We start from the raw sequence: 26,164 nt of genomic DNA on the forward strand, positions 1-26,164 counted from the left end.
TAGCGGAGGAAATACACGGAGACTCCAGTGGGATGAAAAGCCTAGGTGAGACTTCGGAGAGCGTTAGCTCGGAGGAGGCTCAGCAGCGCCCACGGTAAGCGTAGTGTATTTCCGTAGCGGTATTAGTGCACTGATTATCTTCATTGGTTTACTGCGCATTCTATGTACTTTATGCAATAAACAATAAATCCTGAAAACACCTTATTTTATGGAGGGATGAAAGTGAGTGAAACAAAGGATCGATTATTTAAAGGTGGAGCATTTTTAACAGAGGATATCTCAAGTGAGGATATTATAACACCTGAGGATTTTACGGAAGAACAAAAAATGCTTGCAAAAACTACCGAAGAGTTTATTGATAAAGAAATTGTACCTAAACTAGAAGAATTAGAAAATCAAAATTTCGATATTTCTGTAGATCTATTAAAAAAGGCCGGAGAATTAGGACTTTTAGGAGTAGATGTACCAGAAGCGTATGGAGGATTAGGACTAGATAAAATAAGTTCAGCATTCATAACAGAAAAGTTTTCTCAAGCTGGTGGTTTCTCCATCACGCACGGTGCTCATGTTGGAATAGGCTCTCTTCCAATTGTATTTTTTGGAAATAAACAACAAAAGGAAAAATATTTGCCAAAACTAGCTTCAGGGGAATTAATTGCTGCATATGCTTTAACTGAAGCGACTTCTGGATCGGATGCTTTAGGAGCAAAATCAACGGCTGTGTTAAATGAAGCGGGAACTCACTATATTTTAAATGGGGAGAAACAATTCATTACTAATTCGGCATTTGCAGATGTATTCATTGTTTATGCGAAAATTGACGGGAAACATTTCTCAACTTTTATTGTAGAAAGGGAATTTCCTGGTGTCTCTACAGGTATAGAAGAGAAGAAAATGGGAATTAAGAGTTCCTCAACTCGTACATTAATCCTCGACGATGCAGAGGTACCAGTAGAAAATGTATTAGGTGAAAAAGGAAAAGGACATAAAATTGCTTTTAACATTTTAAATGTTGGTCGGTATAAACTAGCAATTGGCAGTGTTGGTGGTGCAAAAGAGGCATTAGAGGTAGCTACTAAATATGTTAAGGAACGAAAACAATTCAATACACAAATTTCTGATTTTCCATTAACGAGAGAAAAAATAGGAACGATGGCTTCGAAAATCTATGCAAATGAAAGTGCTGTTTATCGTACCGTGGGGTTATTTGAGCAACGGATGGGTTCATTAACAGATGAGCAACTAAAAGATGGTAGGGAAATTGCTGCAGCTATTGCTGAATATCAAATTGAGTGTTCGATGAATAAATATACCGCTACTGAAGTACTTGATTATGTTGTAGATGAAGCAGTGCAAATGCATGGGGGAAATGGATTTATTCAAGAGTATGTAGTAGAGCGAATGTATCGTGATTCTCGAATTAATCGTATTTTTGAAGGGACAAATGAAATCAATCGCTTACTAGTGCCAGGTACATTATTGAAGAAGGCAATGAAAGGAGAACTTCCACTACTACAACAAGCACAAAGTTTACAGGAAGAACTTGTGATGAAAATGCCTGAAGAAGTTGGTACAGGTACATTGGAACAGGAAAAATATCTTCTGAAAAATGCTAAAAAGATAGTGTTATTTGCTGCTGGAATGGCTACTCAAAAATATATGCAAAACATAGAGGATGAGCAGGAAATTCTCGTTAATCTTGCTGACATGGTGTCTGAAGTATATAATATGGAGTCTGCGATATTACGTACGGAAAAAGCTATTAATCAAAGTGGGGAAGGTTCAAATCGACAAAAGCTATTGTATACACAAGTTTATGTACAAGAAGCATTTAGTCGTATGGAAGCAGATGCCAAAGAAACACTTATTGCCGTTGAAGAAGGTGACACCCTACGAATGATGTTGGCCTCTTTGCGTAAGTTAACACGTCATACTCCAATTAATGTGATACAGAAGAAGCGCGAAATTGCTGCAAAGATTATAGTAGAAGAAAAGTATATGGTATAAATGGTCATCCACCCTCATTTTAGAGGGTGGATTATTCATATTAATTTGTGTATATCGATGTTAAAACATGATAAGATAGATGCAAATAGATTGCATAGGAGTGTTAGATATGGCTTTAACGTTTTACTGGTATCCAAATTGCGGAACATGTAAGAAAGCTAAGAAATGGTTAGATGAAAATGAAGTAAATTATAATGCCGTACATATTGTTGAAGAAACTCCATCAAAAGAAGAACTTCTATCCTTAATAGAAAAGAGCGGAATACCGGGAAAGAAGTTTTTTAATACGAGTGGTAAAAAATATCGAGAGCTAAATTTAAAAGAAAAAGTAAAAGATGCTTCAACGGAAGAAATGGCTGAAATGTTAGCTTCAGATGGAATGCTAATCAAGCGTCCAATCGTTACTGATGGTGAAAAGGTTACGGTTGGTTTTAAGGAAGATCAATTTTCTAATTCCTGGCTATAAAATGAATAAGAAAACTAGAAAAAATATGGATGAAAAGGTATAGTGAAATAGAGAAAATATTTTGGAGGGATTTACTAATGAGCTTACCAGAAGATTTATTGTATTCAAAAGAACATGAGTGGGTAAAAAAAGAAGATAGCAACGTTCGTATTGGGATTACCGATTTTGCTCAAGACGAACTTGGGGATATTGTTTTTGTTGAACTTCCTGAAGTGGGTGATGAAATAACCATAGATGAACCATTTGGTAGTGTGGAATCTGTAAAAACAGTTTCTGAACTGTATGCACCTGTTAGTGGAAAAGTTGTCGAAATTAATGAAGATTTAGAAGACAGCCCTGAATTTGTTAATGAATCTCCTTATGATAAAGCATGGATGGTTGTTGTCGAACTTTCTGATGAGTCAGAATTGGATAATTTATTACAACCAGAAGGGTATAAGGAATTAACAGACGAAGATTAATTGTTATAAATATCATTGGCTAACTGACTGTTTTACTAAAAAAGAGTATAGTTAGCCTTTGTTATATCATATAATGATTCTAAACTGAATAGTTCAAAAATATATAAGCATCTTGCTTACATGAGGAGTGCTGTGTGATGATAACGACTGAATCAGACAAAGTAATCATTGTAGAGGGGTTGACTGATAAACGTCAAATTGAAAAAGTTATCAATGATGATGTAACTATTGTCTGTACGAACGGTACGCTAGGTGTTGAGCGTTTTGATGAGATGTTAGAAACATATCATTTAGATGATAGAGATGTTTTTATATTCGTTGATGAAGATAAGTCAGGAATCAAATTACGAAGGCAACTTGCCAGAGAGCTTCCACATGCCGATCATATTTATGTGAGTAGTGAATATAGGGAAGTAGCTACAACACCCAAACATGTTTTGGCAACTGCATTGGTAAGCAAACATTTTTCAGTAAATCCAATATTTTTGTTATAAAAATATGTAGCAAAAAGGAAACAATAAAATTAGGGTGGTATTTTTGCAAGAAATCACAAAGGAAATATTAAATCAAGAAAGATATTTATTATATATTTATACACCATTTTGTGGAACATGTAGTTTAGCAAGGTCTATGCTTGAAAAGATAGAATCTGTTCACCAACAAACTATTTTTTGTGAAATGAATGCATCCCTTCATCCAGAGTTTATGCAAGAAAATAAAGTTGAAAGTGTTCCTTGTTTATTGATTAAAGAGGGCAACGAGATCAAAGACAGAGTCTATGCCTTTAAATCAATTGCTAATATTTATTCCTATTTAATGAAATATAAACCGGAACTATTTGTAAATAGTTAATTTCGGCATATTTACGCCGATTTTTTATTTATAAAGGGATGATAGAGGATTTTTGTACAACTTATTTCTTTTACACTATTTCCGTTTAGGATATTGACAAATATAAAACTATTATGCTAGTATTATTGTCATACTAATATTGAAATCTCTTATCAAGAGCGGTGGAGGGATAAGGCCCATTGAAACCGCGGCAACCTTCAAACATTAAGGTTTGAAAAAGGTGCTAATTCCTACAAGGTATGTCCCTTGGAAGATGAGAGAACGGATGACTTTTGAATGTTACGACGTCTTTCTGTTCTCATACAGAAAGGCGTTTTTAATTTTATGAGAGATGTATGGAATAGCAAATGATAGTACTTCTTTAATGTACAAATGGGTATATTACATATTACAAAATAGTACAAGTCTACAAAGCATCTCATGTCATAGTTAGGAGGAATCTTTTTGATTTCGATAAAGGGTTTACGAAAAGTTTTTACATCAAATAATAAGAAATTAACAGCAGTCGATAATTTAACCCTTGATATAGAGGATGGTGAAATATTCGGTGTCATTGGGTATAGTGGTGCAGGTAAAAGTACATTTATTCGATTGTTAAACCGATTGGAAGAGCCGACTGAAGGAAATGTGATCATCGATAAACAAGAAATTACAGCACTAAAGGCAAATGAACTTCGTGCTGCTAGACAGGAAATCGGGATGATCTTTCAACACTTTAATTTACTTTGGTCGCGTACGGTTGAGGATAATATTGCATTTCCCCTTGAGATTGCAGGAGTACCCAAGGCAGAGCGGATGGAAAAGGTAAAAGAGTTAATCCGTCTGGTTGGATTATCTGGTAGGGAAAAAGCATATCCATCCCAGCTAAGTGGGGGACAAAAACAGCGAGTAGGAATTGCCAGAGCACTGGCTAATAATCCGAAGGTCCTTCTATGTGATGAAGCGACTTCTGCACTTGACCCTGAAACAACCAATGCTATTTTGGATTTATTAGTTGATATAAATCGAGAGCTAGGATTAACCATCATTCTTATTACTCATGAGATGCATGTTATTCAAAAAATTTGCCATAGGGTAGCAGTGATGGAACAAGGAAAGATTGTTGAACAGGGTGAGGTTCTGGATGTATTTTCACGACCTAAGGAACAGGTTACCAAAAAGTTTGTTGCGCAGGTTATGGGTAATGGTTCGGATGATGAAACGAAGGACACGTCTTATTTAGTGGAAAATTACCCCGATGGAAAAATTGTTCGACTTCATTTCATCGGTGAATCCACGAATCAAACATTAATTAGTCAAATTGCAAAGAGATTTCCTATTGATATAAATATTTTACAAGGGAAAATCACACAAACCCAGGCTGGTGGATACGGAACCCTGGTCATTCAATTTGTAGGTAATGAAAACGAGATACAAAATGCGGTTCAGTATATTTGTGAAAATACCTCAGTAGAAGTGGAGGTAATTCATAATGTTCAGTAATATAAGAATGGAAGATATTTGGGTAGCAACTTATGAAACAATTTATATGACCGCTATTGCCTTAATAGGAACAGCTATTATCGGTGTACTGCTTGGCTTACTTCTTTATTTAACCTCAAAGGATGGCATTTGGGAAAATAAAGTAATGAACACGATTGTTGCTAGTGTGGTAAATGTATTTCGGGCCATACCATTTATTATTTTAATACTATTGTTATTTCCATTTACAGACTTTGTAATTGGAACCGTTCGTGGACCAACAGCTGCATTGCCAGCCTTAATTATTGGATCAGCACCATTTTACGGAAGGCTTGCTGAAATAGCATTTCGAGAAGTGGACAAAGGTGTGATCGAAGCGGCACATTCCATGGGTGCAAAAACAAAAACGATTATCTTTAAGGTACTTATTCCGGAATCCATGCCTGCATTAGTTTCTGGTCTTACGGTAACAGCAATTGCCCTAATTGGTTACACCGCTATGGCTGGTGTAATTGGAGCAGGGGGATTAGGTGACTTTGCCTATTTCTATGGCTTCCAAAGACGTCAATTTGATGTAGTTCTATTATGTACTGTTTTAATATTAATTATTGTATTTATTCTTCAATTTATTGGGGACTATACCTCTAATAAACTGGATAAAAGATAAAAAATTAAAAGGAGAAATGGCATATGAAAAAGTTAATTGTATTAATATCTGTTTTATTTTTAACAGTAGTCCTAGCTGCATGTGGTGGGGCAAGTGAGGGAGACAATGCGAATGAGAATGCAGCAGATGACACGACAACGGAAACAGAAGGAACAGAAGAAGCAGAAGAGAATGTTGAAATTACTATCGGTGCTTCCAGTACACCACATGCTGAAATCTTAAAAGAGGCTGAACCTTTACTAGCAGAAGAAGGAATTACTTTGAAAATTGAGGAATATCAAGACTATGTATTACCAAATGATGATTTAGAAAATGGAACACTGGACGCAAACTACTTCCAGCATATTCCTTTTTTAGAACAAACAGTAGCAGATACAGGCTATGACATCGATTATATTGAAGGTATACACGTTGAACCAATGGGTGTTTATTCTAAAAATATTAAGAGTATAGATGATATTGAAGATGGTACAGAAGTCATTATTAGTCGTTCTATTTCTGATCATGGACGTATTCTGGCATTATTTGAAGCACAAGGTTTAATTAAGTTAGATGAAAATGTAGAAAAAGCAGCAGCAACTGTTGAGGATATTGTGGAAAATCCACATAATCTAACATTCTCTCCAGATGTTGATCCAGCATTTTTACCAGAAATGTATGAAACAGAAGAGGATGCACTGGTTGCAATCAATACGAACTATGCCATTCAAGGAGGATTAAGCCCATTAGAGGATGCATTATTTATTGAAAATGAAAATTCTCCATATGTGAATGTCATTGCGGTTCGCTCTGAGGATAAAGAAAATGAAGCACTCCTTAAATTAGTAGAAGTACTTCAGTCGGAAGAAATTCAAAACTTCATCCTTGAAACATATAATGGAGCCGTTGTCCCTGTTGGGGGAAATAATTAATTATAAAGGATACAGTAGTATTTGCTAGTTATTTGCTTCATATCTACGTCTACATGTATTGAAATTGTTTTCAATACGAGAAAATCAACTTATATGAATTATTTTCGTACCATATCCTTTTTGTAAGTTAATCATCTCAAATGATATGATACTTATAGACAATTTGAAGGGATGATTAATTTAAAGAATGAAGTATACATCGGATATGGAAAAGGCGATGGAACAGTCTCATGGTATGAATTATTCTGAATATGAGCGTAAATTCTCGAATCGAATGAAAGTGGAAAAGAGACGTGAAAGAGATTATCAATTAAGTAAGAAAATTGTAGCAGAAGCAAATGCGCAAGTTCATAAATAGGCAGTGATAATTAATTATTGTATTGACGTAGTTTGTTTAGGGATATGATATGGAATTAAATTTAAGAAGTGGTCCGACTTTTAAATTGGGCTACTTCTTTTTTTATAGAGATTGTTTATTTAAGGGTATTTGGTTACTTAATGCCAGAATTTTTGTTATCATTTGGTTTATAGATAAATAGGCTTTTGGCTATTATAGTTAAAAGGTATATAATGACAATACAAAAGCAGATTTCTACTTTGTTCAACAAATAGTTAATAAGTTGATAATTGTTTGGAAATGCTTTAAGATTGTAATGAGAATAGATTGAGAATGAATATAAATTCATTTCATCATAGTAATAAAAATATTAGTTTTTGGAGGTATAGTTATGGCAGGATCAGTTTTAGAAATTAAGGATCTTCATGTAGAAATTGAAGGAAAAGAGATTTTAAAAGGTGTAAACCTTACTATAAAGGGTGGAGAATTCCACGCAATCATGGGGCCGAATGGTACAGGTAAATCAACTTTAGCATCAGCAGTTATGGGCCATCCAAATTATGAAGTTACGAAAGGTAGTATTACACTAGATGGTGAAGATGTATTAGAAATGGAAGTTGATGAACGTGCACGTGCTGGACTTTTCCTAGCTATGCAATATCCTAGTGAAATTAGTGGTGTAACTACTTCTGATTTCTTACGTTCTGCAATTAATGCACGTCGTGAAGAAGGTGAAGAAATTCCATTAATGAAGTTTATTAAAGGACTAGATGCGGATTTAGAATATTTAGATATAGATAGAAATATGGCAACAAGATACTTAAATGAAGGGTTCTCTGGTGGTGAGAAGAAACGTAACGAGATTCTTCAATTAATGCAATTAAAACCTGAAATTGCTATTTTAGATGAAATTGATTCTGGTCTTGATATTGATGCATTGAAAGTTGTATCAAAAGGAATCAACAAAATGCGTAATGACAACTTTGGTTGCCTGATTATCACACACTACCAACGTCTACTTAACTACATTACGCCAGATTACGTTCATGTAATGATGCAAGGACGTGTTGTGAAATCCGGTGGACCAGAGCTTGCTAAACGTTTAGAAGCAGAAGGTTACGATTGGGTAAAAGCAGAACTAGGAATTGAAGACGAAACTGTAGAACAAAACGCGTAATGGAGTTAGGAGGAGTAATATGACTGTTGAAACAAAGCTTCCATATAATAAAGAATATATAGAAGAGTTTTCAACCACTAGAAAAGAACCTGAGTGGATGAAATCTTTAAGGGTTGTAGCATTGGAACAAGTAGAAGAACTTGAAATGCCAAAGCCAGATAAAACAAAAATTAATAGATGGAATTTAACAGAATTCAAACATGGATTCCAATCGGGAGACAAAATTTCGTCTATTAGTGAATTGCCTACTAAATTGAAAGATTATTTTGATGAAGAAAATATTCCGGAAAACCTACTTATTCAACGTAATAATTCTCTTGCTTATGCCACAGTAAGTGAGAAGCTAAAAGACCAAGGCGTTATTTTTACGGATATTTTTACCGCACTAGAAAACCATAGTGATTTGGTAGAAAAATACTTTATGAAAGACGTTGTTCATGTAGACCAAAATCGTTTAACGGCATTACATGCTGCATTGGTTAATGGTGGTGCATTTATCTACGTTCCAAAAAATGTAGAAATTGAAGAGCCATTACAAGTTATTTTTTGGCAGGAAAATGCTGAATTAGCTTTATTTAATCATGTCATTGTTGTTGCAGAAGAAAATAGTAAAGTTACATTCGTAGAAAATTATATTTCAGATAATGAGGAAGAAGAATTAGTTGCAAATATCGTAGAAGAAGTGATTGCATACGATAATGCGAAGGTTTCCTTTGGTGCAGTTGATCAATTGGCTGCTGGTACTACCTCCTACGTGAATCGTCGTGGAGTTGCTTATGAAAATGCAACCATTGATTGGGCTTTGGGACAAATGAATGATGGTAATACTGTTTCAGAAAATATAACACATCTGGTTGGAAATGGTGCTACCTCTAATGCCAATGCAGTTTCAGTTGGTCGTGGCAAACAAACACAGAACTTTACTGCAAGGATTGTTCAGCACGGGAAAGCGACAGACGGCTTTATTCTACAACGTGGAGTTATGCGAGATAGTGCATCAACCATCTTCAATGCAATTGGTCAGATTGAACATGGCGGTACAAAAGGTAACTCTGTTCAAGAATCACGTGTGTTAATGCTGAGCCCGAAAGCAAGAGGAGATGCAAACCCAATTCTTCTTATAGAAGAAGATGATGTAACTGCAGGTCATGCTGCTTCTGTTGGTCGTGTTGACCCTGTTCAAATGTACTATCTGATGAGTCGTGGTTTATCTAAAGACGAAGCGGAACGTTTAGTAATTCATGGATTCCTAGCACCAGTAGTAAATGAATTGCCAATCGAATCCGTTAAAAAACAACTAAAGCAAGTGATTGAAAGGAAAGTATACTAATGGATATTCAAGCCATTCGTGAAATGTTCCCGATACTTGATCAGGAAGTGAATGGAAATCCATTAGTTTACTTGGATTCGTCCGCAACATCACAAAAACCACTGCCTGTTATACAGGCGGTGGATGAGTATTATCGAAATAGCAATTCGAATGTTCACCGTGGTGTTCATACTCTAGGAACTAGAGCAACAGATAGATATGAAGGCTCTCGTGAAAAAGTTCGTTCCTTTATTAACGCTGAGAGTACAGCACAAGTTATTTTTACGAGAGGTACAACCACATCAATCAATTATGTTGCCTACGGTTACGCACGTTCATTCTTGCAACCTGGTGATGAAATTGTTATTACGCCGATGGAACATCATAGTAATATTATTCCTTGGCAACAAGCTGCTAAAGCGACTGGTGCAACATTAAAATATATTCCATTACAAGAAGATGGTACGATTCATTTGGAAGATGTTCAGGATACGGTAACAAGTAATACTAAGATTGTAGCAGTTACCCATATGTCCAATGTACTTGGTACGATTAATCCAGTTAAGGAAATTGCAAGTATTGCACATGAAAATGGAGCAATAATAGTTGTAGATGGAGCTCAGGGAGCACCACATATGAAAGTAGATGTCGTTGATCTTGATTGTGACTTCTATGCATTTTCCGGACATAAAATGTGTGCACCGACAGGAATTGGGGTACTATATGGAAAACGAGAGCTTTTAGAGAAAATGGAGCCTGTAGAGTTCGGTGGAGAAATGATTGATTTTGTTGATTTATATGATTCTACATGGAAAGAGTTACCATGGAAGTTTGAAGGCGGTACTCCAATTATTGCTGGAGCAATTGGATTAGGTGCAGCTATCGACTTTTTAAATGAAATTGGAATGGATAATATATTAGAACATGACAAGCGTTTAGCGGCATATGCGATGGAGAGGATGAATACAATAGATGGTATCTCTATCTATGGACCCCAAGAGCGTGGAGCATTAGTCACATTTAATTTAGATGATGTACATCCGCATGATACCGCTACAGTACTTGATTCGGAAGGAATTGCAGTACGTGCTGGACATCATTGTGCACAGCCATTAATGAAATGGCTAGACGTCACAGCAACAGCTCGTGCAAGCTTTTACCTTTATAATACAGAAGATGATATTGATCAACTAGTTGAAGGACTTTTAAAAACAAAGGAGTATTTTGGGAATGTCTTTGAATAATCTCGATACACTTTACCGACAAGTCATCATGGACCATTATAAAAATCCAAGAAATCGCGGTATCGTTGACGGTGATGCCGTATCTGTAGATATGAATAATCCTACATGTGGTGACCGCATCCGATTACAACTAAAAGTGGAGAATGGTATTGTCCAGGATGCAAAATTTGAAGGGGAAGGATGCTCCATAAGTATGTCATCAGCCTCCATGATGACACAGGCAGTAAAAGGTCATAAGATAGAAGATGCACTTCAGATGTCTGAATTGTTTTCTGATATGATGCTCGGTAAAGATATAGAAAATGACGATTTAGAATTAGGGGATATTGAAGCATTGCAAGGTGTATCAAAATTCCCTGCACGTATAAAATGTGCAACATTGGCTTGGAAAGCGATGGAAAAGGGAGTAAAAGAAGAGAAAAAGTAGGAAATAGAATAGAACGTTAATCTGGCAGTTTTTCACTGTACTGGATAGCGTTATTAGTACCTAAGGGAGGTTTTATAATTGTCTAAGAAAGCACCAGAAATACAAGATTATCAATATGGTTTTCGTGATAAGGACGTTTCTGTTTTCCGTACAGAAAAAGGGTTAACAAGAAAAGTTGTTGAAGAAATCTCAAAAATGAAAGAAGAGCCCCAATGGATGTTAGATTATCGTCTAAAAGCATTGGAACATTTCTATGATCGTCCAATGCCACAGTGGGGTGGAGATTTAACTGGTTTAGATTTTGATGAAATTGTATACTATGTAAAACCATCTGAAAGACAAGGTAGGACTTGGGATGAAGTACCTGACGAAATCAAACAGACTTTTGATAAATTAGGTATCCCAGAAGCGGAGCAAAAATATTTGGCTGGTGTATCCGCTCAGTATGAGTCAGAAGTAGTTTACCATAGCTTAAAAGAAGATTTGGAAGAGCTTGGTATTATCTTTAAAGATACAGATACTGCTTTAAAAGAGCATGAGGAGCTATTTAAAGAGTACTTTGGTAAAGTTGTACCATATTCTGATAATAAATTCTCTGCATTAAACTCAGCCGTTTGGTCAGGTGGTTCTTTCATTTATGTACCAAAAGGAGTAGAAGCATCAACACCACTTCAAGCATATTTCCGTATTAACTCGGAAAATATGGGACAATTTGAAAGAACGCTAATTATTGTGGATGAAGGTGCTTCCGTACACTATGTGGAAGGTTGTACAGCACCAGTTTATACAACAAATTCTCTACACAGTGCTGTTGTGGAAATTATTGTTAAAAAAGATGCATACTGCCGTTATACAACGATTCAAAACTGGGCAAATAACGTTTATAACCTAGTTACAAAACGTGCAACATGTGATGCAAATGCAACGATGGAATGGATCGATGGTAATATTGGTTCAAAACTAACAATGAAATACCCTTCTATTCATTTAAGAGGAGAAGGTGCACGCGGTAATACGATTTCTATTGCGATTGCGGGTAAAGGTCAGGTACAAGATGCTGGTGCGAAAATGCATCACTTAGCACCTAATACTTCTTCTACCATCGTTTCCAAATCGTTCTCTAAACAAGGTGGTAACGTAACCTATCGTGGATTGGTTCACTTCGGACGTAAAGCTGAAGGAGCTCGTGCAAATATTGAGTGTGACACATTAATCCTTGATAATGAATCTAAATCTGATACAATTCCTTATAATGAAATATATAATGATAATATTTCATTAGAGCATGAAGCAAAAGTATCCAAGGTTTCTGAGGAGCAGTTATTCTACCTAATGAGTAGAGGATTGTCTGAAGAAGAAGCAACAGAAATGATTGTAATGGGCTTCATTGAACCATTTACAAAAGAATTACCAATGGAATATGCCGTAGAAATGAACCGACTTATCAAGTTCGAAATGGAAGGTAGTATCGGATAATACGCTGCAAATGTTGGTGTAACAGTGTTTGTAAGCTGTTTATAAAGTAAGGAAAAGGCATTAGATAAACAAAAAAGTACCCGTTTCTTAAAGGGTACTTTTTTATTATTCAACTGTTGAATCATCAGAATTATTACATTCAGAAAGAACAAACACTGTCCCAATAGTGACTATTGCTTTTTGATTACTACATAAATCAATATCTTTAACAAATGCAAAAGCTTGAGTATTTCCGTTACAGAAATCCGGACATGGGTTTTCTTCGTCTAAAGCAGAATAGCAAAGGGTGTTATTTACAGAAACAGTTCCAGTACAAGAAAATGTTTGATTAACTACTTCAGAACAATTCAATTGACCATTGTTATAAAAAGTAGGAATAGTAAAGGATACGACATAATTAATATGGCCTACAGCCTTAACCTCGTTTACTGTACAGGCATTTGTTATTGTTCCACAAGGTGTTAAAGCATCAGTTACAGTTGGAGTAGTACAACATTCAAGGAAGAAGAAATCGACTCCAATATCGACAAAACCAGATGGTACTTTCACCAATTCGCAATACCCTTTAAAATTATCCGAATTACGGACGATGTAGCTAATTACTTAAGAAATTTTGAATTAGTTTAAACATTATCAATGCCTTGGCTAGATTGTCTTCTATTTTTATGGTTCTGTAAGAAGATGAATTTGTCACAGTGATTGTTATTATTATCCCTGCTAGTTGCCTCTTAATCGCTACATAATTACCCTCTATATTTGTCCATCTTAATGTCAATGCTTCACTTCTTAAACCTTATCGTAGTGGTTCGTAACTCTCCATAAATTCAAGTAACTTGTTTAGCTCCTTTAGTGAATCACATTTGGCGTCATTTTTGATTTGCACTTAAGCCTTGATTGAAAATTTAACTTGGTCGGTGTACGTCTGATGCTCCTAAGACCTACGCCATATAGACCGAAAGAATCAGGTTATTAGGGGTAGTTTATACTACAAAGGTATGACACAGGGCCCTCCTTTACCTAAAATGATTCATTTTTTCTCCATTTTTGAGGTGGCGATTGTTGAACAACAGAATGGAAGAAAGAGACTAGGACAAACCTAAAGTATTTAACCTAAATCCAAACATTGCATTATACCAGCGAATGAAACATACGGATACTCCTCGAAAATAAAAATCAATTTTCTTTGTTCGATGCGTTGCTGCCGTAGCATTCATTGCCCTTGAGAAGAATAGCCTAGGTGTTCTACGAAGAGCAACTAAGGAATAAAGACTAAAAACGCCACGTCCTGTGGCAACACCTTCATGAACGAACATCGTATTGGCCTGAAGTAGGTTCAGCAGCGCCCGCGAAAAAGCGTAGTGTATTTCCATAACGGTATGTAGCCACGACCATATTCGGATTTCACTATGATATAAACATTTTGTTTTAGCCTCCTTCTTTTTTGATTTTTATTTGCAGACTTTATCTAATTTCGATACATAACCCAACGGATCCTCGTCTTTGTAAACCACCCATTAAAGCCACTTTCTTCCAATATTTCCACTAAATCATAAATGTAGGACTAATTTCGTATTTTCAGAATAATCATTGACATTGATAATCATTATCAACTAATATAATAAGTGACATTGATAATCATTATCACTTAAATTAACATTATAGGAGGATAAGATATGTCTACTTTAATCAATCAACCCATTTCCGTTGTTGTTCATGAGGCAATTCAAGAGGTAGTTGCGAATAAAACTCCTTTACATACTTTCGATTTTACGACGCTTGTAAAAGAAGCATTTGTCGATGATGTATTTGCGATTTTACCAGAGTCATTTGGACGGAAAACAAAAATTCAATATTGCGAACCAATAGGCGGAGGTGTAACTGAAGCTGTGCAAAAAAAATGCCTTGATTGTAGCGCCATTTTAGAAATAGGAGGGAGGAACAGGGCAGTTATTCGCTTATTGCCGCCGTTAATTGTAACAAAGCAACAATTAGACGAAGCTCTTGTTCGTTTTAAAGACGTGATAAAAGATGCTGTAAAGAAATGGGTGATATAAAACATGAAACCGTTTGATAAATGGTTTTTATCATCAGCTTCAAATGGCTTAGAGAATTTTCATCAGTTTATGACAGAAACAGTAGAAATAGTTAAGAATTACTATAAAAGTCTTGAAAAACCATATGAACATATTGGTGGCGAGGACCTTAAAAAAAATATTGAGAGATATGTAAAATTTGAATACGAAGGGAAATCATCGGATGCTATTTTAGCATCATTGAAGGATCTGGTAATGAAGCATTCGCTGCATATTTCACATCCTGGCGCGATGGCTCACTTACATTGCCCGCCTATAATACCAGCACTTGCTGCCGAAGTAATCATCTCTGCTTTAAATCAATCGATGGACTCATGGGATCAAAGTCCAATCGCTACGTATATAGAAGACGGTGTCATTAAGGAAATCATAAAAGAAATCAATTATCCTAAGTCCTCTTCAGGTGTGTTTACAAGTGGTGGAACTCAATCAAATTATATGGCATTGTTGCTAGCCCGTAATGAATATTGTGCTAAGCATTTCTCTGTAGATGTAAGCAAACAAGGATTACCAGTGGAAGCTAAAAAGTTACGTATCTTTTGTTCAGAAAAGGCTCATTTTACCGTACAGCAATCAGCTGCTCAATTAGGACTCGGTATGGACTCCGTTGTAAGTATAAAAACAAACGAACACCATGAAATATGCACAGATTCTTTATATAAAGAAATTGAAAAAGTAAAACAGCAAGGAAATCTCCCTTTTGCAGTGGTGGCAACAATCGGAACGACAGATTTTGGGAGTATCGATCCACTTGGTGAAATCAGTAAATTAACCGGTAGGGAGAACATTTGGTTACATGCAGATGCTGCGTTTGGAGGAGCTTTACTTTTTTCCAATCAATATCGTTATCTAATATCCAATCTGAAAGAAGCAGACTCTATTACCATTGATTTTCATAAATGGTTTTATCAGCCAGTGAGCTGTGGCGCCTTTTTTGTGAAAAATGCTACTATGTTCGAACAGATCCAGCTGCACGCTGACTATTTAAATCCAGAAGAAGATACTCATCTTCATTTAGTTGATCGCAGCATTCAAACGACGAAGCGATTTGATGCTTTAAAAGTATGGTTGACATTTCAAGCACTTGGTAAACAAGAGTTTGGTGACATGGTTGATTATACAATTAAAACGGCTAAACAAACGGCCAATTATTTACAAAAAAGAACAGATGCTGAAGCACTAAATAACCCTGTTATGAACGCGATTGTATTTCGCTATCAACCGAGGGTTATTTACATGGATGACCAAGAACAACTAGTATATGAAAATGGTATAAATCAGACGATTCAGCAATTGCTATATGAAAATGGACAGTTGATTATTGCAAAAACAAAGTTTGAAGGAAAATCCTATTTGAAGCTAACGATGTTAAACCCACTGATTACATTTGATGAAACCGTCAAACGGTTAGATGAAGTATTTAATCTTGGAAAAGAACTTGATAAAAAGGAGGAGCGATTACGTGAACGCTCAGTTATCGGCTCATTTTAATACGATGCAAAATATAATCAATTGCTATATTCGCGAAACAGGAAAAGGTGTGTGGCATTCGGTAAATGAGACAACCATTGAAGAAGTGTTAGTGATTAAATTGGAAAAGCAGCCAGCCACGCTATTTTTACCCGTAAAATATCGCTCCGTAACAGGGCGACACATATTTAAGCAAGAGTTACGTTATCAAATTCATCATCATGAAATACAAGAACTTGATATTGTGACACTGCTATCACTGTTAATGAAAGAAATAACGGAAGATTTAGTACAAGTAAATGATTTAATTGCACGTGTACTATTAAGTTATGAAAATATGAATCAATTTATTGAAAAAAGAAAGCATGAGTTAGAAGAATGCTATAAGTGGAATAAAACGTTTTTACAGTCAGAGCAAGCTTTATTAATCGGCCATCAGCTTCATCCAACGCCAAAAAGTCGCCAAGGAATTTTATCGGAAGAAGAATCTGTTTTTGGACCTGAATTAAAAGGGGAATTTCAGCTTCATTACTTTAGAGCGCATCGTTCGCTCGTTAGGGAACAATCGGCTTGCAACCAGTCTGCTACCGATATAATTAAGATGGAATTAAAGCAGGGTGATACGGTAACAAAAGAATTTGCTTTACGATATTGTGAAGATGATGAGTATACGCTTATTCCGATGCATCCATTGCAAGCACGTTATTTATTAGGAAAGGAAGTGGTGTGCAATTGGATTCAAAATGGACAGCTCTCATACTTAGGCCCGCGAGGTGAACCTTTTTATCCAACATCATCTGTTCGTACGGTTTATAGTCCTCGTGCAAATGTTATGTATAAGTTCTCGATTCCTGTTAAAATCACAAATTCTTTACGTGTAAATAAAGTAAAGGAATTGCATCGCGGTGTAGAAGTAACGAGATTACTTCAGTCAACTATAGAAAAAGAGCTACATGCTCATCATCCTACTTTTCAAATTATTAAAGATCCAGCATATGTGACATTAGGAGAAGGAGAGGTTGGATTTGAAGTGATGATTCGTGATAATCCGTTTAAAGAAACAGAGGGAAATTGCACAACACTTATAGCAAGCCTATGTCAAGACCACGTATTCGGTGAAGCATCCCAGCTTGCAAACATTATTAACAGAATTTCAAAAAATGAAAATCTCACAACGGAACAAGTGAGCGAAAATTGGTTCAAGCGTTACATCGATATTACTTTAAAACCGATGATGTGGCTATATACACAAAAAGGAATTGCCTTAGAAGCTCATCAACAAAATTCAATTATCAAACTAGATCAAGAGGGCTATCCTTTAACTTTCTATTATCGCGATAACCAAGGCTACTATTTTATGAAATCAAAAGAAGCGGAACTGCGTGAACTGGTCTCAACCTTAAATGGGGAAAGTGATACCGTGTGTGAAGATGCTATAGCTGAAGAACGGTTCCGTTATTACGTATTTTTTAATCATTTATTTGGGCTCGTAAATGCTTTTGGAGTAAGTGAACTTATAGATGAAAAGAAGCTTTTAACACTTTTAAGAGAAGAACTTGTATACTATATTTCTCAAGATCATACAAATCTTGTTTCTTCACTACTTGAAAAACGAGAACTTCCGTGCAAAGCGAATTTATTAACGCGTGTTCATGACATGGATGAATTAGTTGGTTCTTTAAAAACGCAATCGGTTTATGTCAATATAGATAATCCATTGTATAAGGTAGGTGTTGTAAAACAATGACAGCCATGTTGCAAACTAAGTATCCATTTGTTATAGAAGACGTTCAATTGAAGAAGGAAATTACGTTTCGTCCAGTTTCATTACGAGAAGATTTTGAACGATTATACACTTGGATGCATGAACCGCACGTCATTCCTTATTGGAAATTGAACATTGATAGGGATGCCTATAAACAGCATTTACAAACATTTTTAAACGACTCCCATCAACAATTATTAATTGGTGAAATCGATGGGGTGCCGATGAGTTACTGGGAGTCCTATACGGTTGAAGGTGATGTGATTAGCAGGTACTATTCATATGATCAAAACGATCAAGGGATTCACTTATTAATTGGAGAAACGGACTATCTAGGTAAAAGATATATTTATCCATTACTTTTGACTATTTTAAAGCGAAAATTTGAAATAAATACTACGAAACGAGTAGTGGCAGAACCGGATATTCGAAATGAAAAGATGATTGCGGTCTTTAAGAAATGCGGATTTCAGCCTATAAAAGAAGTAAATTTACCTGATAAAACAGGATTACTGGTTAGTTGTGAAAGAAATGTATTTGAAAGAAGGTGGAGTGAATGGATCAACGGAACATTTTAGACATTATTGGCATTGGGGTTGGTCCCTTTAATTTAGGATTAGCGGCGCTGCTTGAAAAAACAGATTGTACCTATATATGTTTCGAACAAAAGCCAAAGTTTGATTGGCATCCTGGTATGCTACTAGAAGGAACGACCTTGCAAGTGCCGTTTATGGCAGATCTTGTGACAATGGTCGACCCCACGAGCCCCTATAGTTTTTTAAATTATTTGCATGAACATGAACGGTTGTATCAATTTTACTTTTTCGAGAAATTTCAAATTCCTCGTAATGAATACAATCACTATTGTCAGTGGGTAGCTAATCGTTTAAAAGGTTTGCAGTTTAGTAGTGAAGTGAAAGAAGTAGTGCTTCATACGGAGGAAGACACGTACTTTGAAGTAACGGTTCAACATGGTGATGACACTGAAACGTATTATAGTCGCCATGTTGTGATGGGAGTTGGGACGAAACCAATAATTCCAAAAGACTTTCAATCCATGCAATGCGATCAGCTTTATCATTCAGCACACTTTAAAATGAAGCGAGATCAAACGTTGCAAGCAAAAAGTATAACGGTTATCGGTTCGGGCCAAAGTGCCGCTGAAATTGTCTATGATTTATTACAGCAGCAAAGTGAGCAGGAATATGAGTTGAACTGGTACACACGTTCTAAAGGTTTTTATCCAATGGAATATTCAAAACTTGGTTTAGAACATTTTTCACCTGACTATACGCGTTACTTTTATCATTTAGAACTTGAAAATAAACAACGGGTGTTAAAGAATCAAGGACTGCTTTATAAAGGCATTAGTTTCCAAACGATTAGTGATATTTATGACCTATTATATGAACGTACAATAGGCGGAAGCCCCATCCCTATTACAATGCAAGCACTAACTGAATTAACGAATATCGAACAAAAAGGAGACAGTCAAGAATTAACATTGTATCAATATGAACAAGAGACTTATCAAAAAACAGTGAGTGACGTGGTGATTCTGGCAACCGGCTATCAAGGTACGTTGCCAAGTTTTATGGATGGAATAAAAATTCATTTGCAATTTAATGAATTTGGTCAGTTAGAAATTGATGAACACTATAAAGTCAAAACAAATATTGAAGGGGCTTCTTTGTTTATTCAAAATGGAGAACTCCATACGCACGGAGTAGGGGCACCCGATTTAGGGCTTGGTGCTTACAGAAATGCGGTCATTATTAATCAAATTGCCGGAAAAGAAGTTTATAAACTGTATAACCGAAACGTCTTTCAGCAGTTTGGGTTCTAACGAATCACGATTTGAACACCATTTGTTTCATAACATTGACGTCTGAAGTATTTAACTTATAAAGAATTGGGAAGTATTGAAAACATTAAGAGAAAGCAAGAATAAAGAAGCAAGTTTTTATGCACCTTTACTGAGCGGTGCTGTGTTAATAGTCCTAGCGATAATCGCTAGGACGATACGTAACAAATTAGAATTATATAAACCAGTAAGGGAGAATGAAGGATGAATATTGTCAAAACCGAACTTTCTACGTTTACAAAACAGTCGTGGGAAAAAGCAAATCAACAGCTACTTGCCAAGATGTTACAAGAATTTATGTATGAACAAATTATTGAACCAAAGGAAATAAAAAAACAATCGGATGTTACGACGTATCAATGGAAGGATCAAAAAGGAGTGACATACACGTATCAAGCTAAAGAGAAGTTATTTGATAGCTTTTATGTTTTTGCTGACACGATCCAGGTAACGTCTGAAGGTCAAGAGATTGGTCTTTCCAAAGCACTGCAGCTATTGATTGGATTGTCAGAAGAAAAGGGAATGACCAGTTCAACAGCAGGACATTTAGCCAAAGAGTATTATCATACATTAGTTGCCGACTTGTATTTGCAGAACGAAAAATCCGTAGATGAACTGGTTGAAATGGATTATGCCGAGTTGGAAGGTGAAATGACGGGGCATCCATGGATTACATATAATAAAGGAAGAATTGGTTTTGGTTATGATGACTATGTTCGATTTGCTCCAGAACAGAAGAATTATATTCAGCTGTCATGGATCGCTGTTTCCAAACAAATAAGTTCCTTCCATTCGATTGATACATTGTCATTTGACAAAGTGATGAAACAAGAACTAAGCGAAAACTCACTGAGATTATTTGCTAATCAATTGAATGAACGTCAACTAATAGTGAGTGATTACTATTATATTCCTATTCATGAATGGCAATGGATGAATGTCATTGTTCCACTTTATGCAGAGTATATTTCCAATGACCTTATTGTACCTCTTGGAGAAAGTGAGGACCAATATTTACCCCAACAGTCAATCCGTACATTTGTGAATACGACTCATCGGGAAAAATATCATGTGAAGCTGCCGATGAGTATATTGAATACCCTTGTTTATCGCGGGTTGCCGAGTGAACGCACCATTATTGCTCCTCAAGTAACGGAACACATTAAAGGAATTCGAAATCAAGATTCATTTTTAAAAGATACGTGCAAGATAGGATTGCTTGGTGAAGTAGCAACGTTAAATGTAAATCATCCAACATTTTCAATAATTAAAAATGCGCCTTATCAATATTTAGAAATGCTCGGTGTTGTGTGGAGAGAAAGTATCTATGAAGAGTTAGAGGAAGGAGAGCAGGCAATTACTCTAGCGGCACTATTACATGTTGATCATTCAGGGAAGTCGCTTGTATCAACATATATTCGAAAAGCTGGTTTGACACCAAAAGAGTGGGTAGAATCCTTGATGAATGCAGTATTACCGCCACTATTGCATTATTTATATCAATATGGCACTGTCTTTTCACCGCATGGTCAAAATACTGTCCTTGTATTAAAGAATTATAAACCAGTTCGGATTATTATGAAGGACTTTGTAGATGACGTGAATATAAGTGACCAGCCGTTTACCGAGTTACGTTCATTATCTGAAGAGTTGAAAACGGTATTAAGAAGTGAGGAACCAGAAGGATTGACACAGTTTATTTTAACCGGTCTATTTATATGTCATTTTCGCTACCTAGCGACGATTTTAGAAGAGAATGAAGGCGTAACCGAACAAGTATTTTGGAGCAGTGTTCGTAATGAGATATTACGTTATCAATCACAATTTCCCCAGTTACGTGAGCGGTTTAAGTTATTTGATTTACTTCGTCCTACAGTGACAAAATTAACGTTGAATCGAAATCGAATGTTTGATTATGGGTACGAGGATGACGTTGACCGTCCTCATGCAAGTGAGTATGGCAAGGTGCGTAATGCTCTACATGAAGTTGGTATAGTAGTGAAATAATTTTTATGTTGAATTTCCCCTTTTTAAAGGGAGAAATTACCTTCCACCTTTGTATCGAACAAGAATGAAATATGCCTCATGATGATTATAAGAAGGGCTTTATTAATCAAATTCGAAATGTAATATTCAATCGGGTCAGACTTTAACCCCCTTGTCACGCTAGTGTTTGTGGCGAGGGGGGGTGTCTCGTTTTTACTGGTGAATGGGGGGGTTTAAGTAACTGACAATATATTGTTTGCACGAAAGTGGTTCATAATAATAAAACAAGTTGAACTATGAATAAGCTCAACTTGTTTTTACAGCCTCATATATCATTCTTTATGGAGTTTCATAAATTTTTAACTACTCGCCTCCGGTGCCGTTTCCAGCTCCACCACCATTTACAGTAAGTGGAATCTGTTGAACTTGTAACACTTTTAAAGTAAGATCTGTAACGATTTTTTCACGTAGTTTATTAAAGCTTCCGTTATTAGAGCAATGGCTGCCACGCGAGTCATATGAATTCGGAGAAAAGTCAAGCTCAAAGAATTCCGCGCTAATAAGTTCACAGAATGGCTGTTCATTATAAATGACATTATTTTGGAAGAAGTATTTATCTAATCGAGGAGATTCTCCATGTTTAGGTTCTAAAAATTGTGATCTTCTTTGATCTCCAAAGCCGAAAATCGGTAAATTCATAAGATCACCGGTTAAATCTGCAAAACCAGAAAATGGAACCTTCGCTGTCATAGTGCGTAGTGCGCTATTACAGCCCATTGGTGCATACTCGATGTTTTTACGGATATATCCTTCGACAAACAACTTAGCTCCTTCAGAAGTAAAGAATCCTGAGTCATTTATTTCTGTAAATGGACCAACAGGAACGAGTTTACATTGTGTTAAGAAAACATCTTTTAAAACTCGTTTAATTTCACTTGCTGGCGGGTCAAGCGGAATGTCAGCTTCTACTACGACCTGAAGAGAAGTCTCAGCTAAAACTAGCGGGACTTTAACAAATGCACCAGTTAAATCTGGATTAACGACTGGGGTAACGGGAGTATCTGGAAGTTGAACTTCTGTACGTGCTTTAACATTGCAATTTTCTTGATTAGGATTAGGGTTTTTCTTAACCATATTTTTCTTATAATAGCTTTGGCCAAATCCTACCATATGATAGTTCCTCCTATTAATTATTTAAAGGTCTTCTACTACCTTTACAATATTAGGGTATTCGGTTAGTAGGATTATGAATGGACTTATGGTAAGAGTCAATCGTGGATTTTTAGTAGTAAGTTGAAATTCCATTCTATTAGTTAGTATAGAAATTTTCAAATTGAACTAATTGCAGCAATTGGATCTTTAAATGTACTATTAGTTTTTGGTCTACTCGATAATAAACATTTTTTAACCATTCCCGTGGAGATATTTTTTCCCAATTAATAGCAGGAAAGTATTCCATTGATTCTTGAATATATCCTTCAACAAACAATATACCATTTGAAGCTGTTTGTTTTGCTTGATCTGAAGAGTGATTGAAATTGGAGGGTATGAATTTACAATTTGTTAATATAACCTCTGTAGGAACTTCCAAAATCTTGATGATACCTTTATCCATTAGCGTGTGTTCTTCTAATACGATTTCAATATCGTACTCCCCAAGAACGACTGGAATAAGAAACTTAGCAAAAGGAAATGTATTACTAAAAATGTCGGGCCCCTCAAGTACGTTGGTGTTCGAGTTTTGTTGAAAAGGTTTCGTTATTTCTTGCTGGAGGTTGTTAGTTTTCTTAGATACTTTAGAAGAATCTTTGCTTAAATTCATCATTGCATGTACGTTAGAAAAAACTAATCTACCATACGGTTGCTCATGATAATAAGTAGAAGTATTCATTTGATATGTCTCAAAGTCAGGGCTCAAACCAGTTTGATCTTTGAAGTTAAGTGAACGCTCAGCTGTGTGAACGAAAACGGGTTGTTGTAGGAAATCGTCAATTTTTTTATAAGCTGAAAATGGAACTTTAATGTGTTTAATTTGGTTACCAATAGATGAATTAAACCCTGTTAAATTCGCTTTTTTGTTAGTATTCTTATGATTCAATTTAGTTTTTTTGTTGGTATTCTTATGATTCAATCGCTCTACTGGCTTCGTATTCTTTGGAGTAGAACGGGACGTAATTTTCTTATAATTATTATTAAATTTCATATCAATTTTCACTCCTCGAACAATACTGCTTACTTACTATTTATGCTGTAAATCAACTTCTGTCCCTGTTTCCACGTATTTTAGTTTATTCCAAAATGAGTTATAAGAGAGAGGAATGGCTAGAAGTAGAATCTAGCTATGATATATCAGATAAAGTTTAGCTGTTTTAAAAAAATTGTACCATATGTCCCTTTTGAGTGTTTCTTGTCTAAAGAGGGTTCTTGTGGTGGGTCATATCGTAAATGGGCTTTTTGAGGGAGGAGCAATAGCTTGTAACATTCTGATTCGTTCAACTTTCAATCAGTGGGGGAAAGGCAACCCCACTGATTGAACTTTCACTTTATTCCTTTTGGTTAATATCCCTCAGTTTCATCTGTTGTTGAACGTTTATTATCTGATTCTGTGTCTTCCAATGAACTATTTTCATCTTTTTTTGTATCCAATGATCTTTGCTCCTCTAGTGTACTCGCAATCTGACCTAATTCTTGTTTTAGGTTCCCTTTACCGGAAATGTTTTCGAGCAATTCATTAAGATCAATACCAGTCATTTGAGATAGGCTTTCCTGAAGACTGGCCATTGTACCTGTAACACTGTTGGATAGATTGTTTACACCTTTTCCATTACCACCATCGAGAATTCGGATAGAGTCTACATTGCTTAGTGGTTCGGAAACAGCTTTAGCGAATTCAGGTAGCATCTTAATGAGCATTTCGGTCATCATCACTTCTTTGTTTTGATTTAGTGCTTCGGCACGTTTTTCAATGGCTTCTATTTCGGCAAGACTTTTCGTGCGAATAACCTCAGCTTCGGCTTTACCGGCTTTTTCACGTGCTTCTGCTTCAGCCTCAGCTGCTTTAACTCTTTCATAATAATCTGCTTCTGCTTTTGCTTTTTTCACTTTTACTTCTTCTTCTTCCAATTTTACCTGTCGTTCTCGTTCTAACAATTGTAAGCGTAACTCTTCTTCTTTTTTCTGACTGACTATTTTTAACCGTTCTTTTTCCACTTCGATTTCTCTTTCGGCTTTTTCTAAAGCATAGGCGGCTTCTGTTTTGGCTTTTTCTCGTTCTGTTTCTGCCTTGTTTTGTGCTTCTTGGATTTCCTTTTCTTTACGCGATTCCGCTATCGCAATTTCTCTATCATATTCTTCCCGTTTTACTTCTTCATTCATTTGTGCAACATGTACTTTCGTTTCTCTTTCATTGGTTGCTTCTGCAATCTCAGCAGCTTTTCGGACTTCAGCTGTACGGGGACGACCTAGGTTGATTAAATAGTCGCTACCTTCCACATCTTTCAAATCAGTAAGGCCTAAACTGGTAATTTTGAATCCCATGTCATCTAGTTGTTTTTGTGCAATTTTCCGTACTTGATCATTAAAGCCTTCTCGGTCATTATTGATTTGTTCGACAGTCATTTTGGAAAGAATGGCGCGTAGATTTGAGCCTAGAACCTCAGAAATATCATCTTCAATCTCTTTCTGGTTTCTTCCTAAAAATTGTTCAGCATACTTCGCAATTCCCTCCAGTGAATCAGCGACTTTAATCATGGCAACTGCTTCCCCGACGATTGGAACACCCTGAAGTGTGTAAACCGTTGGTGTCGCTATTTTTAACTGAAATGCGGTCAAAGAAACAGGGGTATGTGTTTGGAACATTCTTAGTCGATGTCCGCCACCACGAATAACTTTCATGTATCTCCCTTGATCGTCCTGAAAGATATTTGTTTCCTTTTCTGAATCTCCTAACTTCGGACCAGTGATAATTAACGCAGTATTCGAAGGGACCGTTTTATATCTGAATTTCATGTAGATAAACCAGACAATCCCGCCGATAACAGCTAGAATAATTACTGCTAAGATAATGGATAAAACGATAGCCATTTCCATGCAATTCTCCTCTCCTATGCTCATCCTAATTATCGGAAAACAATAAAAGGATAGAAATATTTAATATATTCTATGTACACAGTACCCATTATACAATTCGCA

General features: G+C 36.0%; 25 protein-coding genes and 1 riboswitch. Of the genes, 20 read left to right on the top strand and 5 right to left on the bottom strand.

The window, feature by feature from the left end; translation table 11 throughout:
* Positions 1-216 precede the first annotated feature (216 nt).
* The 14 genes from CAO17_RS03485 (at position 217) to sufB (ending at position 12,795) form a co-directional block, all read left to right on the top strand.
* Positions 217-2,007 (top strand): acyl-CoA dehydrogenase family protein, encoded by a 1,791-nt coding sequence (locus CAO17_RS03485; protein WP_179151881.1) that lies wholly within the window; start codon positions 217-219, stop codon positions 2,005-2,007.
* 109 nt (positions 2,008-2,116) lie between these two features.
* A complete protein-coding gene (locus tag CAO17_RS03490) occupies positions 2,117-2,473 on the top strand; it encodes an arsenate reductase family protein (protein ID WP_085991436.1) in 357 nt (118 codons plus the stop codon).
* Positions 2,474-2,550: 77 nt separating this feature from the next.
* Positions 2,551-2,934: a glycine cleavage system protein GcvH gene (gene gcvH / locus CAO17_RS03495; RefSeq protein WP_085991437.1), complete on the top strand. Its 384-nt coding sequence runs from the start codon at positions 2,551-2,553 to the stop codon at positions 2,932-2,934.
* 137 nt (positions 2,935-3,071) lie between these two features.
* Positions 3,072-3,428, top strand: coding sequence for a toprim domain-containing protein (locus tag CAO17_RS03500; protein WP_085991438.1), 357 nt, complete (start codon positions 3,072-3,074; stop codon positions 3,426-3,428).
* A 34-nt stretch (positions 3,429-3,462) separates the two neighbouring features.
* Positions 3,463-3,786, top strand: coding sequence for a thioredoxin family protein (locus CAO17_RS03505; RefSeq protein ID WP_342744178.1), 324 nt, complete (start codon positions 3,463-3,465; stop codon positions 3,784-3,786).
* 146 nt (positions 3,787-3,932) lie between these two features.
* A riboswitch (SAM riboswitch) is annotated at positions 3,933-4,046 on the top strand.
* A 184-nt stretch (positions 4,047-4,230) separates the two neighbouring features.
* Positions 4,231-5,268, top strand: coding sequence for a methionine ABC transporter ATP-binding protein (locus CAO17_RS03510; RefSeq protein WP_085991440.1), 1,038 nt, complete (start codon positions 4,231-4,233; stop codon positions 5,266-5,268).
* Positions 5,258-5,914 (top strand): methionine ABC transporter permease, encoded by a 657-nt coding sequence (locus CAO17_RS03515; RefSeq protein ID WP_085991441.1) that lies wholly within the window; start codon positions 5,258-5,260, stop codon positions 5,912-5,914. Before CAO17_RS03510 ends, CAO17_RS03515 begins: the two co-directional genes overlap by 11 nt.
* A gap of 23 nt (positions 5,915-5,937) precedes the next feature.
* The gene (locus CAO17_RS03520) at positions 5,938-6,825 is read left to right on the top strand and encodes a MetQ/NlpA family ABC transporter substrate-binding protein (RefSeq protein ID WP_085991442.1); all 888 of its coding nucleotides are present in this window, start codon (positions 5,938-5,940) and stop codon (positions 6,823-6,825) included.
* A gap of 187 nt (positions 6,826-7,012) precedes the next feature.
* Positions 7,013-7,183 carry a YuzK family famiily protein gene (locus CAO17_RS20930; protein ID WP_179151832.1) on the top strand — a complete coding sequence of 57 codons (171 nt, stop codon included), beginning with the start codon at positions 7,013-7,015 and terminating at the stop codon, positions 7,181-7,183.
* Positions 7,184-7,553: 370 nt separating this feature from the next.
* Positions 7,554-8,339: a Fe-S cluster assembly ATPase SufC gene (gene sufC / locus CAO17_RS03525; RefSeq protein WP_085991443.1), complete on the top strand. Its 786-nt coding sequence runs from the start codon at positions 7,554-7,556 to the stop codon at positions 8,337-8,339.
* Positions 8,340-8,358: 19 nt separating this feature from the next.
* Positions 8,359-9,669: a Fe-S cluster assembly protein SufD gene (gene sufD / locus CAO17_RS03530; protein ID WP_085991444.1), complete on the top strand. Its 1,311-nt coding sequence runs from the start codon at positions 8,359-8,361 to the stop codon at positions 9,667-9,669.
* Positions 9,669-10,892, top strand: a complete 1,224-nt coding sequence (locus CAO17_RS03535) for a cysteine desulfurase (protein WP_085991445.1) — start codon at positions 9,669-9,671, stop codon at positions 10,890-10,892. The genes sufD and CAO17_RS03535 overlap by 1 nt, the downstream gene beginning before the upstream one ends.
* Positions 10,879-11,319, top strand: a complete 441-nt coding sequence (gene sufU / locus CAO17_RS03540) for a Fe-S cluster assembly sulfur transfer protein SufU (protein WP_085991446.1) — start codon at positions 10,879-10,881, stop codon at positions 11,317-11,319. Before CAO17_RS03535 ends, sufU begins: the two co-directional genes overlap by 14 nt.
* A 78-nt stretch (positions 11,320-11,397) precedes the next feature.
* Entirely contained in the window at positions 11,398-12,795 is a 1,398-nt protein-coding gene (gene sufB / locus CAO17_RS03545; RefSeq protein ID WP_085991447.1) for a Fe-S cluster assembly protein SufB, read from the top strand.
* A 105-nt stretch (positions 12,796-12,900) separates the two neighbouring features.
* Here the strand turns inward: sufB and CAO17_RS03550 are convergent, their stop codons facing one another.
* Together CAO17_RS03550 and CAO17_RS21310 are read right to left on the bottom strand one after the other, a co-directional pair.
* On the bottom strand, positions 12,901-13,347 hold the full coding sequence (locus CAO17_RS03550) for a hypothetical protein (RefSeq protein ID WP_085991448.1): 447 nt from the start codon (positions 13,345-13,347) through the stop codon (positions 12,901-12,903).
* A 533-nt stretch (positions 13,348-13,880) separates the two neighbouring features.
* The gene (locus CAO17_RS21310; protein ID WP_218775529.1) at positions 13,881-14,165 is read right to left on the bottom strand and encodes a hypothetical protein; all 285 of its coding nucleotides are present in this window, start codon (positions 14,163-14,165) and stop codon (positions 13,881-13,883) included.
* A gap of 303 nt (positions 14,166-14,468) precedes the next feature.
* On the opposite strand from CAO17_RS21310, the gene CAO17_RS03555 reads away from it, so the two are divergent.
* From CAO17_RS03555 to CAO17_RS03580, 6 genes are all read left to right on the top strand, one after another.
* Complete coding sequence (locus tag CAO17_RS03555; RefSeq protein ID WP_085991449.1) at positions 14,469-14,849, top strand: hypothetical protein; 381 nt, start codon at positions 14,469-14,471, stop codon at positions 14,847-14,849.
* Positions 14,850-14,852: 3 nt separating this feature from the next.
* A complete protein-coding gene (locus CAO17_RS03560) occupies positions 14,853-16,379 on the top strand; it encodes a pyridoxal phosphate-dependent decarboxylase family protein (protein WP_085991450.1) in 1,527 nt (508 codons plus the stop codon).
* Positions 16,351-18,105 carry an IucA/IucC family protein gene (locus CAO17_RS03565; RefSeq protein WP_085991451.1) on the top strand — a complete coding sequence of 585 codons (1,755 nt, stop codon included), beginning with the start codon at positions 16,351-16,353 and terminating at the stop codon, positions 18,103-18,105. The genes CAO17_RS03560 and CAO17_RS03565 overlap by 29 nt, the downstream gene beginning before the upstream one ends.
* Positions 18,102-18,701: a GNAT family N-acetyltransferase gene (locus tag CAO17_RS03570; RefSeq protein WP_085991452.1), complete on the top strand. Its 600-nt coding sequence runs from the start codon at positions 18,102-18,104 to the stop codon at positions 18,699-18,701. Before CAO17_RS03565 ends, CAO17_RS03570 begins: the two co-directional genes overlap by 4 nt.
* Entirely contained in the window at positions 18,680-19,969 is a 1,290-nt protein-coding gene (locus CAO17_RS03575; protein WP_085991453.1) for a lysine N(6)-hydroxylase/L-ornithine N(5)-oxygenase family protein, read from the top strand. Before CAO17_RS03570 ends, CAO17_RS03575 begins: the two co-directional genes overlap by 22 nt.
* 222 nt (positions 19,970-20,191) lie before the next feature.
* A complete protein-coding gene (locus tag CAO17_RS03580) occupies positions 20,192-21,994 on the top strand; it encodes an IucA/IucC family protein (protein WP_085991454.1) in 1,803 nt (600 codons plus the stop codon).
* A gap of 342 nt (positions 21,995-22,336) precedes the next feature.
* Here the strand turns inward: CAO17_RS03580 and CAO17_RS03585 are convergent, their stop codons facing one another.
* The 3 genes from CAO17_RS03585 to CAO17_RS03595 all read right to left on the bottom strand — a co-directional run bounded on the left by CAO17_RS03585 (position 22,337) and on the right by CAO17_RS03595 (position 26,062).
* The gene (locus CAO17_RS03585; RefSeq protein WP_085994393.1) at positions 22,337-23,107 is read right to left on the bottom strand and encodes a CsxC family protein; all 771 of its coding nucleotides are present in this window, start codon (positions 23,105-23,107) and stop codon (positions 22,337-22,339) included.
* Between the two features lie 175 nt (positions 23,108-23,282).
* Positions 23,283-24,176, bottom strand: a complete 894-nt coding sequence (locus CAO17_RS03590; protein ID WP_085991455.1) for a BC_2427 family protein — start codon at positions 24,174-24,176, stop codon at positions 23,283-23,285.
* A gap of 353 nt (positions 24,177-24,529) precedes the next feature.
* A complete protein-coding gene (locus tag CAO17_RS03595; protein WP_085991456.1) occupies positions 24,530-26,062 on the bottom strand; it encodes a flotillin family protein in 1,533 nt (510 codons plus the stop codon).
* Positions 26,063-26,164: the final 102 nt, after the last annotated feature.

The organism is Oceanobacillus senegalensis, assembly GCF_900176885.1.
In the GTDB taxonomy this organism is placed as follows: Bacteria; Bacillota; Bacilli; order Bacillales; family Amphibacillaceae; genus Oceanobacillus; species Oceanobacillus senegalensis.